Consider the following 16,046-nt stretch of genomic DNA (forward strand, 5'->3'; position numbering starts at 1 on the left):
CTAATGAAAAAGAAAGGATGCGTTTTTTATGTGGAAACAACATATTGTTGGTGCGGTAATTGCTACTTTTATTATTGCCGCAGGAATTAGCTTTAATCCATTTTTTGCTGCTGGTTCTGATGAACACCATTGGGGTTTTAAACGTGCTAAAAACGGTGAGCAGGCAGAGGCAGGAGCACAGCTCGATCAGTTACTCGACAAATATGGTGCGATTTATAAAGGGAAGGCAGATAAAAAAATTGCCTATTTAACATTTGATAATGGCTATGAAAACGGCTTTACTGAAAGTATTTTGGATACATTGAAAAAAGAAAATGTACCTGCTACTTTCTTTTTAACAGGCCATTACTTAGACAGTGCAAGCGATTTAGTAAAACGTATGGTGAAGGATGGTCATACTATTGGGAATCACTCATATGGACACCCTAATATGGCTCGACTTTCGCCAGATGGCATGCGTGCAGAATGGCAAAAGTTCGATGGCAAGTTACGTGAATTGACAGGCATCGATCGTACAACATACGCTCGTCCACCTGAAGGAATTTTTAATGCAAAAGTGCTAGAGGTGGGCAATGCTGAAGGTTATCGTCATATTTTCTGGTCTGTGGCCTTTAAGGATTGGATGAAGGATGAGCGTCGTGGGGCAGATTATGCTTATAATGCACTTATGGAACAACTGCATCCTGGTGCCGTTATTTTAATGCATACCGTAGCACAGGATAATGCCGAAGCATTACCAATGTTTATTGCAGAAGCTAAAAAGCAAGGTTATACGTTCTTATCGCTTGATGATTTAGTATTAGAATACGAAGATTTCCCTGTTGCTTTGCAATCGCCTGCTCCTTCGCTATAATGGGGAGATGACAATATAGAGCAGGGACGTGGAACGTTTGACGCAGCAAACAACAATGACCGTGGGACAAAAATTCCCACTAACAATAAAAAGGCTAGGCATTAATGGTGAAGGTGTAGGCTTTTATAAACGTAATGTGATATTTGTAAAAGGAGCCATTCCTGGTGAAGAGATCACAGCTCAAGTAACAAAAACACAACGTAATTTTGCTGAAGCAGAGATTTTAGCCATTCGTAAAGCTTCAAAACATCGTCAGGAAGCACCGTGCCCAGTGTACAATGAGTGCGGCGGCTGCCAGCTTCAGCATATGACCTATGAAAAACAGCTAATAGAAAAGCGAGACATAGTTATACAAGCATTAGAGCGTTATGCCAAACCTTTACTCGAAACAATTGAAGTGCGAAAAACACTTGGCATGGATGATCCTTGGCATTATCGTAATAAAAGCCAATTCCAAGTACGTAAAGAAGGCAAGCGTGTTTACGCAGGTTTATTTGCTGAAGGAAGTAATAAGCTGTTAAACATTAATGATTGCCTTGTTCAACATCCGATCACTTCCAAAATCACCGTTGCCACTCGAAAAATTTTGCAAAAGCTAAATATCACTATTTACGATGGTCGTACGCTAGATGGTTTAGTGCGTACGATTGTTGTACGTACAGGTATTCGTACCGGGGAGACACAAGTCGTTCTTGTCACAACAAGGAAAGAAATCCCTCATTTAGCTGAATTGATTACACGTATTAAAAAAATTGATCCGAGTATAGTATCCATTGCGCAAAATATTAACCGTGAAAAAACATCATTAATCTTCGGTGATGAAACTGTTGTACTTGATGGCAAAGAAACCATTCATGAAGAGCTTGGTGAATTGGCTTTTGATTTATCCGCTCGCGCCTTCTTCCAACTAAATCCAACGCAAACAGTTCATCTTTATGATGAAATTAAAAAAGCTGCTGCTTTAACGGGAAAAGAAACAGTGGTTGATGCATACTGTGGCGTTGGCACAATTGGATTATGGTTAGCGGATAAAGCGAAGGAAGTTCGTGGAATGGATGTCATTCCTGAAAGCATTCAGGATGCTCGTAAAAATGCTCGAAACCATGGCTTCAAGCATACGAAATATGCAGTCGGTACAGCGGAAAGTGTCCTAGCAAAATGGCGCAAGGAAGGATTTACTCCTGATGTGATTACGGTAGATCCACCACGTACAGGACTAGCACCTGAATTTATTCGAACAGTCCTTAAACTAAAACCTAAACGTTTTGTTTATACCTCCTGTAACCCATCCACTTTGGCAAAGGACTTACAACAATTATCTAAGCTTTATCATGTTGAGTATATTCAGCCTGTGGATATGTTCGCACAAACGGCGCAGGTTGAGTGCATTTGCAACATGGTTTTAAAACCTGAGTATCAAAAATAGTTTGGCGACTTATAAGGGATGTAGTCTGTATTTTACAGGCTGCATCTTTTTTATACCGCTTCACCGATTGTGCGTAATATATCCAAGAACAATGGTGACATTTGTATTAATACATATCCAAGTCCTGCATTCATAATTATTGACCATGCCTTTTCTCCATTTCCAATCATGAACCAAAAGCAAGCTCCTACCATAATCACGCTTGCAATCGGGAAGGAAATTGCGACTAATACTTGGACGACTGGATCGAGAATTGTAGCTAGCATTTCAAGGGATTTATCAGCAATGATACCTGTCGGTTGTGCAATGGCATTAACAGGTATTACAGAAGGTATTTGTGCTGCCACTGGCTCTAAAATAGGCTGCTGAACTGGAACATTAACAGGAAGGAGCGTAGAGGTATATGAGTCATTGAAATTGTTATACATAAATAACCCTGTTGTAATTGCTGCAATAGTGGGTACTGATCCAGCAACTACAACATGTCTTAACGTAGCATACTTCTCATCACCTGCAAATCGGTCTGAAAAATCGGTATACTCACTTGTTGGAACAACCTTCGCTTTACTACCCTTTTTAAACATTAACATTCCTCCCTCATTGAATATCATCCATTGTGTAAATTTTAAAATTTGGTAATCCACTACAAGCTTCTATTAATTGATTTTTCCTTAATTCAGTTGTGGTCATCCACACTAACACAGGATAATGCCCCAACTGCAAAGCAATGTTAGGCATCAACTCTTTGTACCTTGCTATCTTTAAACGATTTTCTTGCATCGTTTGTAAGTGATCCACTTCAAGAAAATGAGAAAATCCACCTTGATTAAACATCGCATCAGCAATTACAGCAGTTTTTTTGTTGTCTATTTTTAATTCATTTTTCCAGTCAGAAGGGCATCCATAATGTAACCACATATCATTCCGCATTACTGTGTGTTCAACATGGCTGCCCTTTTTTCTGATCTTTTCACAACCAACATATAATCTACCTTCACGACTTAAATAATAAATACTTTGATACCCATTTCTAACGCATTGCAGATACTTGGATAAATCGCTTAACACTCTATTTGTATTTCGTGTTGATCCTAATCGGAGGCATTTATTTATTTGATCCCTTGTTAAGAAATCAAACTTCTGTAAAAGTAACAATATCCGTTCCTCTCTGCTGGATAATGGTTTCTTTTTCATTGCTTTCCTCCTCATTTATCAAATTGGGAAGAATCATTGAATTTATAATATCTGGGGTTATCAATGGCGTTTGTAGTATTTCGCGTTTATCTGCTGTTTGGTAAATTGCTCTACCTTTAATTTGCGGAAGTGACTCTGCCCCTTCCGTATCCAATACAACTCTGGAAGCTATTGCTGATTGAACCCGAAAAGATAACTTAGCATCTGAATTTTGTTTACACGCCCTATTTATCACGTCTCCTGTAGGATATTGAGTTGCGAGAATTTGTCTGAATCCCAATCCAGCTCCTATCCTTGCTATTTGGCTCATGATTGTTTGACATTGCTGCTTTAATAATTTTTCCTCTTTCGTTACCGCTTCTGACGGGTTTAATTCCCCTACTTCATCCACAATGATAAAATAGCGATATGTCATCCCTGCTTCTTGCACACTCTTCTTTCCCCTTTTTTTTAATTCAGATTGAATAGAACGCATACGATTATAAGCTAGTTGCAATGTTTCTAAAGCTTCTTCTGGTTCGTATGCTACTGATACAGTTTGCTTAATATTTTCATAGTCACACAGCTCTACTCCTCCCTTTAAATCAATAAGATAAAATTTAACATCACCTGAATTGCTATGTAATAGGCTACAAATTATCGAATTTATGAGATTGCTTTTACCATAACGTGTAGCACCACCTAGAATGATATGAGGCACTTTTTCAAAGTCATGGTATCTAAAGCTATTTAAGGTTCTAGCAACTCCTACAGGCACTTTCCAGCTCTCTCCTGCGTGAAAATCAACCTTCTTCGGCATCGGATTATCGTAAACTCTTATAATTAATAATCCATCGAAACTCAACTCAATCTCTTTCTGTTCTGTTAATTTAGATTTCCATAATTGCTGTAAGTTTTTTAGCACATCCCCTTTCCAGTCCAATGCTAATACATCATTGAAATTTACCTGCTTTCGTCTATTATTCAGACCATCTTCTAAAACATTTACTTTAGACAGATAGTCATTAAAACAACGGCCCAATGGAATTTTGTACTTATACTCCCAACCCCACTCATACTTTTTCTTTTTTATCAATTGTGTAGTCAGTGTGTCTTTGCCATCTTTTACATTTAGTCCACTCAGTGACATAATACGTTGAATTTTCCCACTCTCATTTGTAGACAAATTCTTCTTCTTCATAAACGCATGAAATGCAATTCCACCAAAAATAGAACTTGTAACTAATTCAAAAAGCATCCATGATCCCCCTTTTAAACTTTCTAGACTTCACGGTTATCTTACGGAGTAAGAGTTGCATCGATCAGGAACGAAATAAACTGCTCCAAACCCATATACATTAATAAGGACAACCTTCTCGATTAAAAAGTACACTAGAAGGAAATCAGGTGTTATATCGAGAACTAATTCAAGAAGTGATATTGATACATTGTTATGTCGATATTTCAGAATAAATTCCTAACTTGCAATATTTATTATTAATTAGGGGGATTTTATCTATGGAAGTACGCTTAAAATTGAAGATGGTGCTATTTGAGAGGGGAATTACCCAAAAAGAGGTGGCCGTAGGAACTGGATTAAGGGAGAATGTTATCAGTGAAATGGTGAATAACCAAAGAAAAACCTTTAATCGGGAACAAGTAGCAAAAGTGATTAATTTCTTAGGGATCACTGATATGAACGAAATTTTTGAAATTAAATTAAACGGATAACTAGTTCTGATTATTCGTTTTTTTATGTAATATTGGTAGGATTTTCTATAAAATAAGATTACAAATATCTGTAAGGAGTGCATGACATGGATACAATTGCAGAAACAATTAAATTTGCTGGCTTTGGTAAGAAGAAAGCAATGGCTAAACAAATTCAAATGTTTGATGATCGACTGACTGAACAAGGTGAAACGCTACTAGCTGTATGTGCATCCGTTAAAGGCATCAAACAGCTTTATGTAACTGACCAACGTATTTTATTACATGAAATCAAAGGCATTGTTTCAAACGATGAAAGAAGCATTCCTTTAGCATCGATTAGCAGCATTAACATTTCAAATAAACTTGTTTACTCAAAAATTGAAATCGTATCTACTGGAAACGTAGCTATCATTGATGATGTGCCAGCTCATATTGCTTTAGAAATTAAAGCAGCTATTGAGAACCTTAAATCAATGGCCAAAACATCTTCTGCTCCTGCAGGTAAAGTGGAAAAGGATATGTATGATGTCGCTGACGAGATCCGTGAATTGAAGGAACTATTAGAGGATGAATTAATCACTCAGGAAGAATTTGATGCGAAGAAAAAGCAATTGTTAGGGATATAAGACACAATCAAGGAGGGACTTAGTATGGATGGCGAAGTAGTAATAGTTTCTGAATTAAAACAAACTGATAATTTGTTGAATTGGTTACAGTCACAGTTAGAGCTAGAGGCTTTAGATTTTAATATCTTAACTCAAATGAACGAATTAACTTACTACGATTCAAGTAGTCATAAATGGTCAGTTCACTTTAGTGACCGCGCTGCATTAATTATTGTTAATTCTAAATTGGTAGTAGTAGATGTTACTGAAGGTAGCTCAATAGAAAGTGTTGAAATTGCAGATGTTTAACTCAAAAAAAGCCCAGGTACTCACTTTTGAATGAGCGCCTGGGCATTTGCTGTTAAGCACTACGTTGTGCAATGATAATCTTCAATCCTTCAAAATCACCACTTGTCATGCTTCCATTATCGAATTTCTCCAACCAAGATTTATCGACCAGTTTTTTATCAACTGATTGTTTAATGTAATCACGTACTGCATTTTCAGTTGTTGGATTTGTAAATTTCATAACATCATCATCCTTTTCTTTTGGTTTATCTTCAACAAATAGTTGTACTTTTAATTTGCTGTTGGATGGAACAATTACTTGTCCTTCTAATTTATAACCTGCAGGTATTTTCCATGTTGTAGGAACCTCGAAATGAGGGGCATCATATTGTCCAGCAGGCCAATACCCTCCCCATGTGATCCCTAACTTTTTGGCAATTGCACCGACCTTTGACAATGTAGATTTATCATATAGATCGCGAGGCGGAGCTACGGCAATATCCCACGCCCTACGTGATGTGTGATTACTTAATAGAGTCCATGTAACTTTATATAATTTATTTCCTGCATCATCAAAAAGCCTTGTACGTCCTTGCTCATGTAAATAATTTTGCCGTGCTTGGCTGCGATAAGTCTCTGTTATAAAAATATCCACGATTCCAGCTTTGTAACATTCCTGGAACAATAGGCGACATGCAGTTTGAGCAGCTACAGTTAATTCGCTTAAATCTCGGCATGTGTGAGTTACGCTTGTACTCATTTCACATCTTCCTTTCGAGGTGCATCATATTTAAGCGCCTGGGTACTGTCAGATGTACCAACAGTAGTTGGGTCGATAATAATACCAAGCAATCCTAAAATGCTTAAAACAGTCTCTGAAATGGCTGTAATTTGTGCATTGTAAATCGTAATATCGACATTAAAAATGCCTGCTATTTGATTAGCAAGCACTAGTAGTAATGCGATTAATGACACCCAAAATTGTTTATGTTGTAGACGTACTTTCCAGTTGATTTTCATATTACATCAGTCCCCCTTTAATAATAAAAGCAAATATTGCACTTATAAGACCGCCTATAAGCAATCTTAATATCCAAGTTGTGTTGTCTTTAATTCCACCTATATCTTCGCGAATTTCTTTAATATTTGATTCAGCAACAGCCAGACGTGTTTTTACATCTGTCATATCAGTTTCTAATCTTTCCATTCGTTGCTCCATGTGAATCACCTCGTCAATAAAAATAGCACTGCTCGGTACAGTGCATTGCTTAGGTCTTGTTGTATAAAAATAGCCCTCCACAATTATCTGGGGAAGGTAACGCCCAAAAAAGGACACGCCTGAATTGACGCGTCCTTTAATCTTACTAGCATTAATTTAGCAGAACCTTCATCCGATGATAAGGTAAGGTTTGCAGATTACATAACTCATTTCACAAAAGCTTACTACAAAGACTCCGTTTATTGCGGTATAGTAAGTTCTACTTCATCACTATACTTCCAACCTGGATCTAAATAAGCGCCAAAAATCCATACTTCAGCTAAGTTTGTATTAATTGTCAATTCAAATGAACCATCAGGATTCACAGCTTTCCATGCTAATACAGTACCTGGGGCACGATTAGAAGTTGTAAAAATTTGTGCTTCTTCAGCGTTTGCAGGTAACGTTCCAGCGCTTCCTGAGATTTTATAGCTTCCATTCCCTAGCGGTGTTATCGTGATATTTCCAATTACAGGCGCTGGGTACGATGTTGGTATGCTATTCTCGTCTTATACCTATTGGTTTTATAACGAGCCTTCACCGTACAGGCGACTTTCATCGCATACGGCGATCCGTCAGCGGTAGATCTTTATACTTATTTCCCCTATCGTCATCATAATTCCAGTTATAAAGTATAGCAATATGTTTCCGACAAGGTTAAGAAAATTTAACGTACCCATTCATTTAGACAATAAAAATAACGCTAAGTCTATGCTTGCGTTTGTTGAGCGTCCATTTCTGTTAATAATTGCGTATATTCTTCATCAGCCAGCTGATTGTTGGCATAAAAGACATTCACCTTTTTCAACATATCATCGTAGCTGTATCGGTTGCGATCAATTAAAAATTTACATAAGTCATATACCTTCATTATACGTTTCCTCCCTGGATGCCCATTTCATTCATGGCAATTAAGTATTCTGTATTGATAAGCGTTTGTGCCTGCATTTCTTCTACTGTTGGCGGTGATACATTAGAACCTGTAGGTGGCACAATAGTCGGTCTGCGTTCAATATGAGTCACATCAACGCCATTTGGGGTATATTCAGTTATAAATAGACCGTTTTGTTCATAAGAACGTAAAATTTCAAGAGCCATATAAATTACACCTCCAGCGCGACAGCGTAAGAGTATTTAGCAAGTCCAGAAGTGTTTGTAGTACCGTTCATTCCTGTAACTGATAAAGCTGCTTCTATTTCAATTTTTGAATTGAATTTGATATGGAGTGGTAAAGATAATGTAAGAGTATTGCTCCCATCTGTTGATGTTAATTTATATACATAACCTTGGTTGAACTCATTTCCGAGTAATTGTTCTGAGTTAGTTTTAACAGCTAAAGTAAAACCTGTTGGATTTGATAAAGTTCCTAAATTACCATTAAGATTGTCAAATTCTATCAATGTTTGTCCGTCTACAATTAAACGCATATAAGAGGTTGTTGACACCTTCGCGCCTGTGGTTCCTGCAGTATTATACGCTTCAAATTTTAAAGAAAAGTTACCTAAAATACCCTTCCCTGTTATTACTTCTAGTTTTAGTTTCTTTAAAGGTGTGTATACCGTTGTACTAGCTACACTATCAGTCTGCAGAAGCGTCTGATTTGTTGTGTTAATAAATGTATAGTCGTCTACACTCTTGTCCAAGATACCGAAAATGGCGTCTGCAGATGTCACTATCTCTGTCTTAATGTCTTTCAACTTCGCATGTACGCTACCTGTTGCGCTGGAGGCATCAGCGTTAGAACCTAAATTCGTGTTAACTTTGGTTTGTACATCCGTTACTTTTGTTTGAATATCATTCTGCTTTGCAGCAGTTGGTAAAATGATTTCTGGCATTTATTACACCTCCTGATAAACAAATACTAAGCCGTCAAACGCTGTATTTGCTTTAAATCCATATTTATAGTTCTTTCCGTTATTAGTGAATTTGTGTGGCATGGCATCATCCATATGATTCTTAATGTCTTTACCTGCAGTACCTAAATTGTTGTCAATCGTAATCATATTTTCATTTATATCTTCAATGTTCACGAAGTCTGTGGATTCTGGTAGTTTCAAATTCAATAAAGGTGTAAATTTCATTAACTAGCCCCCTCCCAATTTCTTAATTCGTTCCACGTTATACTACTAACTTCACCCCACTTTTTATTTGAAGTCATTCCCCATGAATTGAAGGTAAACGTATAGTCAAATTGCAGATGTGCAGGCGCTACAATATCGATAGCCCCTTTTAAACCTTCAATATTATTCGGGATACCTTTTGTGCCAACGAATTTAATTTCATAAATCCCTGGCACATTCGTTTTGTTTATTTCAACTTCGCCATTACTAAATGCAGCTGCTATACGTTTTATGGTTTCCTCAGTTGTTTGTTCAAAACTGGCGATATTTCGTGCGATCACCTGTTCACGACGTTGTGCATAATTTAATCCTGCAGGGTTTTCAATACCTAAATCACGTTCATAAATAGGCAAAGCTTCAATAGCTGTATCGATAAAGATGTTACGCTTCACAATTTCAAGCTGTTGCTCTGTATTCCTTAGCTCTCTATCGTCTGTTGTGATGAGCATTCTAAATACATTTGATTTGCGTTCGTACAAAGGCAAATACTTCATCATGTCTGAAAAATAATCTTTTGTGGAAACAACAATACTTGTAATCATTTCAGTTCTTGTCTGCATGATAACAGGCGATTGTACAATTAAAACGCCTTGAGCCTGTTGCTCTGTAATCACTAGGTTTAAATCACTTGCTGATTGAATTACTACACCTGTTGTAGTAATTGCTGTCTCAATCTCATATAACGCTAAATGGAAACATTCCCATCGGTGCGCTGATAGGTCGGCCCACGTATAGGACGTAACACCTTCCCATATTGGATTAGGAATGGCATGCAAATGTCATCACCTACCTTTACCTTAAACGGACAATTAAATAGTTTTTCGGAATTTTATATTGAGATGAAATTTCGATTGTTTTCACGAACTCTGCAGCTGATTTAAAAAGTAAATTGCCTGTCGTTTGTGTATCAAAAATACCTATATGAGTGATATTCCCCCATGATTCTCCTGCTATTGGGAAAAGTATGTCTGTATTATTAGAAGATTGTCCATTAGCAGGTGTAGCAAATAAAACTGGCTGTCGAGCATACGAAGGCTGAGTAATTTCTGTAGTTTCATTAAAAAGTGCTACATATACCTGATTTGTTATTAAATTGTCTATCAACACTTTATGTTTTAAGTATTCACTCATGTGATTCATTCGTTGATTCCTCCCATTACTACCACTCTATCCTCAGGAATAACCAAGTTAGCAGTTGATCCATTAATTAATAGATTCTGATAATCTAAAACGCCCTCACTATCGATAATGAGCGCTCCAATCTTTGCGTAGCTCACAAATGAAGTTTTAAAAGCTATTTCTTTTAAATGCTTTGTAATATTCTTCTTAATATTTGCTTTGACTACTTCCTCTGTATATCCAGGTATCATTGTAATGGCCACTGATAAATTAAGTAGCAGTGCTATTGCAGACATAACAAGCAAATCCTCAACACCAAACGGCATTTCATTTTCAATATGCTCTCTTACATCTTCTACTAGTTCAATCGGTGCAGGCATCTTATTCGCATCAATCACAACCACCTTCATAGATAAAGGACCATTATAACGAGGGAATACTTTTGCATCTCCTGCACCTGTAACATTTAAAGCCCATTCACGATAATGAAATTTGTTGCCTGCCTTACCTGGATACCGTAGCTTGTTGTAATACCGTTGACGTAAATCACGATCTGTTTCCTCATCGTAGCCATCAACAACAGGCTCAGGATTATAGACATTGACAAGGCCATTGATTGAAACAGGGAACTTTGTAATTGTGTTCGCTGGCACGTTTCCTACTTGGCCAAACTCATTACATTGAATACGAACATGTGCGAACCCACTTTCATTAAGAACGGCTTCTTCAATGACTGTGTATAAAATCGAATCTGTACCGACTAATTCACCAACTTTAACAAGTGTGCCAGCTGTACCCGAAACAATGACGGTTGTTGTTGCTTGCGTAGCAGGTTTACGGCTAACGCCTGTCCGCTGATAAACTGTCCTTGTTAGCTCGTCACCTGTTAATTTTTCAACATCTAACTTATCTTGTACCGTTGCGATTTTTTTCTGTTGTTCGGCAAATTCAACGGCCACTGGCTTTGTTACGTCATAAATAAATTCACCTTTTGACTTGTCGTAATCATCGCTAATATTAGCTATCATTCGATCATGTATGATTTTTTCATCTTCCATCTACGCTGCCACCTTCTTTATTGGCTCGTCCATTTCGAATGCTCCTTCTACAGTGACGACTCTAAATTTAATTCGCATCCATTTTCCATCATGGCTAAATTGCCATTCCTGAATTTCTTGAATGTGTGTATGCTCCATTAGAGATGCTGTAACCTCGCGTTTAATTTCTGCTTCAATAAAGGCGCGTGGTAGGCTAGAACCTATCAGATCCTCTAACGTCACACCATACGGAATATCTTTGTAAATCCGAAAGCGAAAACGCTCTGTTTTAAGCACTTTTAAGATCCATTGCTTCAATGTTTCAAGTCCATGAATCTCTACCATCTTTCCATTACGTAAAACGAAATCACCTTTATCAAAGTCATATAAAAAAGACTTACCCAGTGGAGGCAAGTCTGTTTTGATTTCCTGTGTATCGAATTCTAGTTGCGCGATCTTAGGTAACATTATTCGAACCTCACCGCCTTACCTACAACAAAATACAGCTGTTCATCTGCAGTTGGTAACAGTATTACTTCGTCACCCTCTTTGAGCGTGTCCTTTGTTGTGGATTTTACTTTCTTAGCCTCGAAAGTGGTTTCTCCTAAAGAAGGATCAGAAAATTTAATGTCACCTTCCAAGTCTATCTCACGTTCATAATCTTCCAAGACATGAGCAGCAAAAACTAATTGGTTATTACCAAGAATGACTGTATCATTTAAGCGTATTTGAGCATTTGGCGGTGGTGAAATAACAATTCCAGTAGACATTGATACAGGTTTAGGATTTTCTTTATCTTTAAGTATCTTAGCTAAAGTTGTTATTGAATCCATTTTACTTCACCTCTAATGTAGGCTTCATGGTGTGAATGCCTTTACTAATCGTGTGCAATACATCCTTAATTAAAAATGTACCTTTAATGCCTGTGGTTGGTTCTTCGAGTGCAAATAGACGACCTGCTCTAAAATCATCGTGGCCCATCAATTCAACGCTATTTTCTTCTGACACTTTTGATAACTGCTTTAATTCATTTTCAGCTACCTGTTTAGCACTTTTCTTTTCATTTTGATCTAGCTTTATCACTTTAGTAATACGACCATATTTTTCAGCCATTTTATTATCAGACTTGGTTAAAACCACTTTGTCATTGTTCCCAACAACTTGGATTGTATTAGCCATTTCATTAATGCTACGTCTCTTAGATGGATTCATAAGGGCTGCATGAATGTCGTAACTAGGACCACCTTCAAACAATTGAAACGTGCCTTTTACCACTACATCACCTTGCTTTTCGATGTATAGTTTGCCCTGGCGCATTTCCATAAGATATTTCACGCCTAACGATTGTTCTGCAATTTTTAATATTTCTTTGATAATTTCGCTTACCTTTTTATCGTTGTATATTTGATCGATAGCTTTTGGAATAGATACAATCTTACCAATTTGAATATTGAAGTCTTTCGCTATTTTCTTGATACAAGCATCTGCAGATAGTTTATTAAATTGATAAACTGCATTGGATTTGTTTAGATAAAAGGCATAATCAAAGGCAACGTATGCAATTGGTGATCTTCCATTTTTCAGCTCGTCCACAATAATAGCGCGTGTAATTTCCTTGCCGTTATTGTAAAGTGCCACCATATCACCAATATCACATGGATTCACAGGGAAGTAATTTGTATCAGTAAAAGCGATACTAAAATTAATTTCGTCCCCTAATTCCTCCATGTTGCTACGCCAGGTTAATGTGCCAAGCAAAGGCGAAATATTCATCATGGTTTCACCTTTAACTAGCCATAATTCATGTGCCATCATTTCACCTTCTTTGTTTCTAAAATAATCTCTTTAAATTCTGATAGGGCCAGTGAATAATAAACATCGCCTGATCCGTCTTGAAGTCCAGCCTCAAAGTTTTCGATTGTCATTAGCATATTGATAGGTGTATTCGACATGATTAATCTAATTGGCATTCGCTTGTCAATCCAACCCTCTATGATTTCGTAATATTCCCACCCAAAATATGAAGTATTTCGTGAAAATGGGTACACCTTAGAAGGAAAAAACGAATCAATCGTAAGGGATTTCAATCCTCTACGACCGAGCAATTTAATGTCACCTTGATTAATTGTTGTGAACACTTCATTATTTACAGGACTAGGTATTTTAAATTCAGCTGGCACGATAGGAAGTTGAATAATCTGTTTACGATCCATCGTACTTAGAAAAATATCCATCTATTCAACCTCCTACATATTCGCCAACCTTAATTTTAGTAGTGGCACTAATTCGTTGATTACTTCCATTGGTGTAATACCTTTGGCATTTAAGTTTTCAATAATTATTTGTATACCGCCATTATTATTTGAAGTTGTTGGCCCTGGTGTACTTCCTAAAGGTGTAGGTACAGCTACAGTAACAGGTTTCGCCTGTACTATTTGTTCGAAATTCCCGTTTGAGTCATCGACTTTACGTACCCTTTCAGATTGTCGTGTTGGAATAGCCATTTCATTATTTGATTTCGATATAAAATTACTTTCTATTTCAGCTGCTTTTCCTATCGCACCGTACGGACGTTTTGGTTGCACCATTCGATCCACATTATTGATTGATCCACCTGCAGCACGAATTTTTTCTGATTGTCGGGCAGGTACAACCATTTCGTCTTTGTGCAATTCTGCAATATACCCATCATAAGGGACACGATTTAAACCGTCTGCGTGTGATCCTGAAACGAATTTACCGACGGCACCTGCAGCCTTTCCGATTGTGCTACCAACTGAGGAAACCCATTTTGGCACTTTAAAACTTGAAATGGAATTTTTAAAGCTATTCCATTTTTGGCCTATTGATTCAAACCACCCAATGGCAGGTTGTACAAAATTAGATACAGCTGATTTAATTCCAGCAAATTTTTCTTTAGTCGTGGCCCATAATTCGCCAGCTTTCGCCTTAACTGTATCCCAATTTCGATACAATAAGACACCTGCAGCAACTACAGCGGCTATGCCGACAACTACCCAAGTCAAAGGACTGGCAAGCATGGCAGCATTCATGGCCCATTGTCCAGCTGTAGCTAGCCCCATAGCTGTTTTAAAGCCCTGGATCATAGTTGTTACTGTGGTGATAACTTTTAATGTTCCCATTCCTACAGCTACAACACCAACTGCTGTTCCAACACCTATAAGAGTCTCTTTAATTGGCCCCCAATTTTCGCGGACTGTATTTCCAAACTCAAATGCTTTTTGTACGATACCTTGAATCTTAGGTACCAATTCATCAGCTTTTTGAGCAACACCTTGCAAGAATTCCTGTGCGCCAGCTCCATTTACAACATCAGCTATTCCGACCTGTAGTTCACGCCATGAGGAAATCAATCTATTTTTTAGGCTACCTTCCACTTTGGCGGCTGCGGTATCTGTAGCTCCCTCAAAATCCGTCATGGCGTCTTTGGCCCCGAGCATTGCATAAACACCTTTTGCTTCGAGATCTTCAAATTTTGTACCAAATAGTGCAACAGCTAATTGATTGGCCGTAACTTTGTCGTCCATACCTTCAAGCTCTTTCGTAACAGCACTCGCAACTTCTGCTACCGTTGCCTCGCCTCGGTTGAAAGATTCCCATAGATCAAATGTTGATTTACTCATAGCTGAAAATGTTTCGTCAGTTGATTTTGAACCATCTTTGACCCGAATCTGAAACTCTTTCATAACATCGTTTACATAATCTAAATTGTATACACCAGCTTTTGCGCCTCGCTCCATAATCCCGAAATATTCTTCTGCCGAATACCCCATAGTTCCAAATAGAGAAGAATACTCCGCAACATTGTCAAACATCTCATTACTGAAATTAAGCCCTCGTTGGCCACCTGCAGTAAAAAGATCCATTGCCTTATCGGCAGATATACCGAACGCTTCCATCATATTGTTCGTTCCTCGAGTGACTTCGTTTACATCAGAATCAAACGTTTTAGCCAATAACATTGCGTTGGAAGTAACTCTACTAAGTTCCCCATTATCGATGTTGTGCATATTTTGCTTTACTCGCGCTAAAGCATTTGTCACTTCATCGATGTTTTCGCCGTACCCTTTACTGAATACTTCTTTTGCGGCACTTCCGTACACTTCCATTTGTTCTGCAGTTGCGCCAGTTTGGGCTTGCAACATATCCAATGAGCTACCCATGTCCAAGATAGTTTTACCGACACTTGCCCCAAACCCTGCAATACCTGCAGCACCCAAAGCAGCAGCGCCAGCTCCAACAGTTTTAAATATCCTTGTTGCACCTTGTCCAAAGCGTTGAATTTGATTACCAACTCTTGTGATACCTCGTCCAAAGTCGTCAGCTCTGTCACTTGCACGTCTTAGGTTGCTAGAAAAATCACGATCCTGCAATGTAAGAATTGCTGATATAACTCTATTGGCCAATTTCTCACCGCCTTTTCACACAAGAAA

At 37.8% G+C, this 16,046-nt stretch carries 23 protein-coding genes; 5 read left to right on the plus strand and 18 right to left on the minus strand.

Going from position 1 to position 16,046, the window contains the following annotated elements; all coding sequences use genetic code 11:
* Nucleotides 1–28: 28 nt before the first annotated feature.
* Together QH639_RS20770 and rlmD are read left to right on the plus strand one after the other, a co-directional pair.
* Nucleotides 29–853 (plus strand): polysaccharide deacetylase family protein, encoded by an 825-nt coding sequence (locus QH639_RS20770; protein WP_009371550.1) that lies wholly within the window; start codon nucleotides 29–31, stop codon nucleotides 851–853.
* A gap of 37 nt (nucleotides 854–890) precedes the next feature.
* Nucleotides 891–2,279 (plus strand): 23S rRNA (uracil(1939)-C(5))-methyltransferase RlmD, encoded by a 1,389-nt coding sequence (gene rlmD, locus QH639_RS20775; protein WP_281115174.1) that lies wholly within the window; start codon nucleotides 891–893, stop codon nucleotides 2,277–2,279.
* Nucleotides 2,280–2,329: 50 nt separating this feature from the next.
* Here the strand turns inward: rlmD and QH639_RS20780 are convergent, their stop codons facing one another.
* Genes QH639_RS20780 through QH639_RS20790 form a run of 3 tightly spaced genes read right to left on the minus strand, consistent with a single transcriptional unit; the run spans nucleotide 2,330 to nucleotide 4,710 of the window.
* Nucleotides 2,330–2,863 (minus strand): hypothetical protein, encoded by a 534-nt coding sequence (locus QH639_RS20780; protein ID WP_281115175.1) that lies wholly within the window; start codon nucleotides 2,861–2,863, stop codon nucleotides 2,330–2,332.
* 13 nt (nucleotides 2,864–2,876) lie between these two features.
* On the minus strand, nucleotides 2,877–3,473 hold the full coding sequence (locus QH639_RS20785; RefSeq protein ID WP_281115176.1) for a replication-relaxation family protein: 597 nt from the start codon (nucleotides 3,471–3,473) through the stop codon (nucleotides 2,877–2,879).
* Nucleotides 3,412–4,710: an FtsK/SpoIIIE domain-containing protein gene (locus QH639_RS20790; RefSeq protein WP_281115177.1), complete on the minus strand. Its 1,299-nt coding sequence runs from the start codon at nucleotides 4,708–4,710 to the stop codon at nucleotides 3,412–3,414. Before QH639_RS20790 ends, QH639_RS20785 begins: the two co-directional genes overlap by 62 nt.
* Nucleotides 4,711–4,970: 260 nt before the next feature.
* On the opposite strand from QH639_RS20790, the gene QH639_RS20795 reads away from it, so the two are divergent.
* The 3 genes from QH639_RS20795 (at nucleotide 4,971) to QH639_RS20805 (ending at nucleotide 6,079) form a co-directional block, all read left to right on the plus strand.
* Entirely contained in the window at nucleotides 4,971–5,183 is a 213-nt protein-coding gene (locus tag QH639_RS20795; RefSeq protein ID WP_281115178.1) for a helix-turn-helix domain-containing protein, read from the plus strand.
* Between the two features lie 86 nt (nucleotides 5,184–5,269).
* Nucleotides 5,270–5,791 carry a PH domain-containing protein gene (locus tag QH639_RS20800; protein WP_281115179.1) on the plus strand — a complete coding sequence of 174 codons (522 nt, stop codon included), beginning with the start codon at nucleotides 5,270–5,272 and terminating at the stop codon, nucleotides 5,789–5,791.
* A gap of 24 nt (nucleotides 5,792–5,815) precedes the next feature.
* Entirely contained in the window at nucleotides 5,816–6,079 is a 264-nt protein-coding gene (locus QH639_RS20805) for a hypothetical protein (protein WP_281115180.1), read from the plus strand.
* Nucleotides 6,080–6,131: 52 nt separating this feature from the next.
* Here the strand turns inward: QH639_RS20805 and QH639_RS20810 are convergent, their stop codons facing one another.
* From QH639_RS20810 to QH639_RS20880, 15 genes are all read right to left on the minus strand, one after another.
* Nucleotides 6,132–6,818: a M15 family metallopeptidase gene (locus QH639_RS20810; RefSeq protein WP_281115181.1), complete on the minus strand. Its 687-nt coding sequence runs from the start codon at nucleotides 6,816–6,818 to the stop codon at nucleotides 6,132–6,134.
* Nucleotides 6,815–7,078 carry a phage holin gene (locus QH639_RS20815; RefSeq protein WP_281115182.1) on the minus strand — a complete coding sequence of 88 codons (264 nt, stop codon included), beginning with the start codon at nucleotides 7,076–7,078 and terminating at the stop codon, nucleotides 6,815–6,817. The genes QH639_RS20810 and QH639_RS20815 overlap by 4 nt, the downstream gene beginning before the upstream one ends.
* A 1-nt stretch (nucleotide 7,079) precedes the next feature.
* The gene (locus QH639_RS20820; protein ID WP_281115183.1) at nucleotides 7,080–7,277 is read right to left on the minus strand and encodes a hemolysin XhlA family protein; all 198 of its coding nucleotides are present in this window, start codon (nucleotides 7,275–7,277) and stop codon (nucleotides 7,080–7,082) included.
* Between the two features lie 748 nt (nucleotides 7,278–8,025).
* A complete protein-coding gene (locus tag QH639_RS20825; protein ID WP_281115184.1) occupies nucleotides 8,026–8,187 on the minus strand; it encodes a hypothetical protein in 162 nt (53 codons plus the stop codon).
* The gene (locus QH639_RS20830; RefSeq protein WP_281115185.1) at nucleotides 8,187–8,414 is read right to left on the minus strand and encodes a hypothetical protein; all 228 of its coding nucleotides are present in this window, start codon (nucleotides 8,412–8,414) and stop codon (nucleotides 8,187–8,189) included. Before QH639_RS20830 ends, QH639_RS20825 begins: the two co-directional genes overlap by 1 nt.
* Before the next feature lie 5 nt (nucleotides 8,415–8,419).
* Nucleotides 8,420–9,151, minus strand: coding sequence for a hypothetical protein (locus tag QH639_RS20835; protein ID WP_281115186.1), 732 nt, complete (start codon nucleotides 9,149–9,151; stop codon nucleotides 8,420–8,422).
* Between the two features lie 3 nt (nucleotides 9,152–9,154).
* Nucleotides 9,155–9,397, minus strand: a complete 243-nt coding sequence (locus QH639_RS20840; protein ID WP_281115187.1) for a hypothetical protein — start codon at nucleotides 9,395–9,397, stop codon at nucleotides 9,155–9,157.
* Nucleotides 9,397–10,212 carry a putative phage tail protein gene (locus QH639_RS20845; RefSeq protein ID WP_281115188.1) on the minus strand — a complete coding sequence of 272 codons (816 nt, stop codon included), beginning with the start codon at nucleotides 10,210–10,212 and terminating at the stop codon, nucleotides 9,397–9,399. The genes QH639_RS20840 and QH639_RS20845 overlap by 1 nt, the downstream gene beginning before the upstream one ends.
* Nucleotides 10,213–10,228: 16 nt before the next feature.
* Nucleotides 10,229–10,576 (minus strand): phage tail fiber protein, encoded by a 348-nt coding sequence (locus QH639_RS20850; protein WP_281115189.1) that lies wholly within the window; start codon nucleotides 10,574–10,576, stop codon nucleotides 10,229–10,231.
* Nucleotides 10,573–11,613: a baseplate J/gp47 family protein gene (locus tag QH639_RS20855; protein WP_281115190.1), complete on the minus strand. Its 1,041-nt coding sequence runs from the start codon at nucleotides 11,611–11,613 to the stop codon at nucleotides 10,573–10,575. Before QH639_RS20855 ends, QH639_RS20850 begins: the two co-directional genes overlap by 4 nt.
* Nucleotides 11,614–12,060: a DUF2634 domain-containing protein gene (locus QH639_RS20860; RefSeq protein WP_281115191.1), complete on the minus strand. Its 447-nt coding sequence runs from the start codon at nucleotides 12,058–12,060 to the stop codon at nucleotides 11,614–11,616.
* A complete protein-coding gene (locus QH639_RS20865; RefSeq protein ID WP_281115192.1) occupies nucleotides 12,060–12,425 on the minus strand; it encodes a DUF2577 domain-containing protein in 366 nt (121 codons plus the stop codon). Before QH639_RS20865 ends, QH639_RS20860 begins: the two co-directional genes overlap by 1 nt.
* Before the next feature lies 1 nt (nucleotide 12,426).
* A complete protein-coding gene (locus tag QH639_RS20870) occupies nucleotides 12,427–13,407 on the minus strand; it encodes an XkdQ/YqbQ family protein (protein ID WP_281115193.1) in 981 nt (326 codons plus the stop codon).
* A complete protein-coding gene (locus QH639_RS20875) occupies nucleotides 13,404–13,826 on the minus strand; it encodes a hypothetical protein (RefSeq protein ID WP_281115194.1) in 423 nt (140 codons plus the stop codon). The genes QH639_RS20870 and QH639_RS20875 overlap by 4 nt, the downstream gene beginning before the upstream one ends.
* A 12-nt stretch (nucleotides 13,827–13,838) precedes the next feature.
* A complete protein-coding gene (locus QH639_RS20880) occupies nucleotides 13,839–16,019 on the minus strand; it encodes a phage tail tape measure protein (RefSeq protein ID WP_281115195.1) in 2,181 nt (726 codons plus the stop codon).
* Nucleotides 16,020–16,046: the final 27 nt, after the last annotated feature.

Source organism: Lysinibacillus sp. 1 U-2021 (assembly GCF_029916965.1).
Classification (GTDB): domain Bacteria; phylum Bacillota; class Bacilli; order Bacillales_A; family Planococcaceae; genus Lysinibacillus; species Lysinibacillus capsici.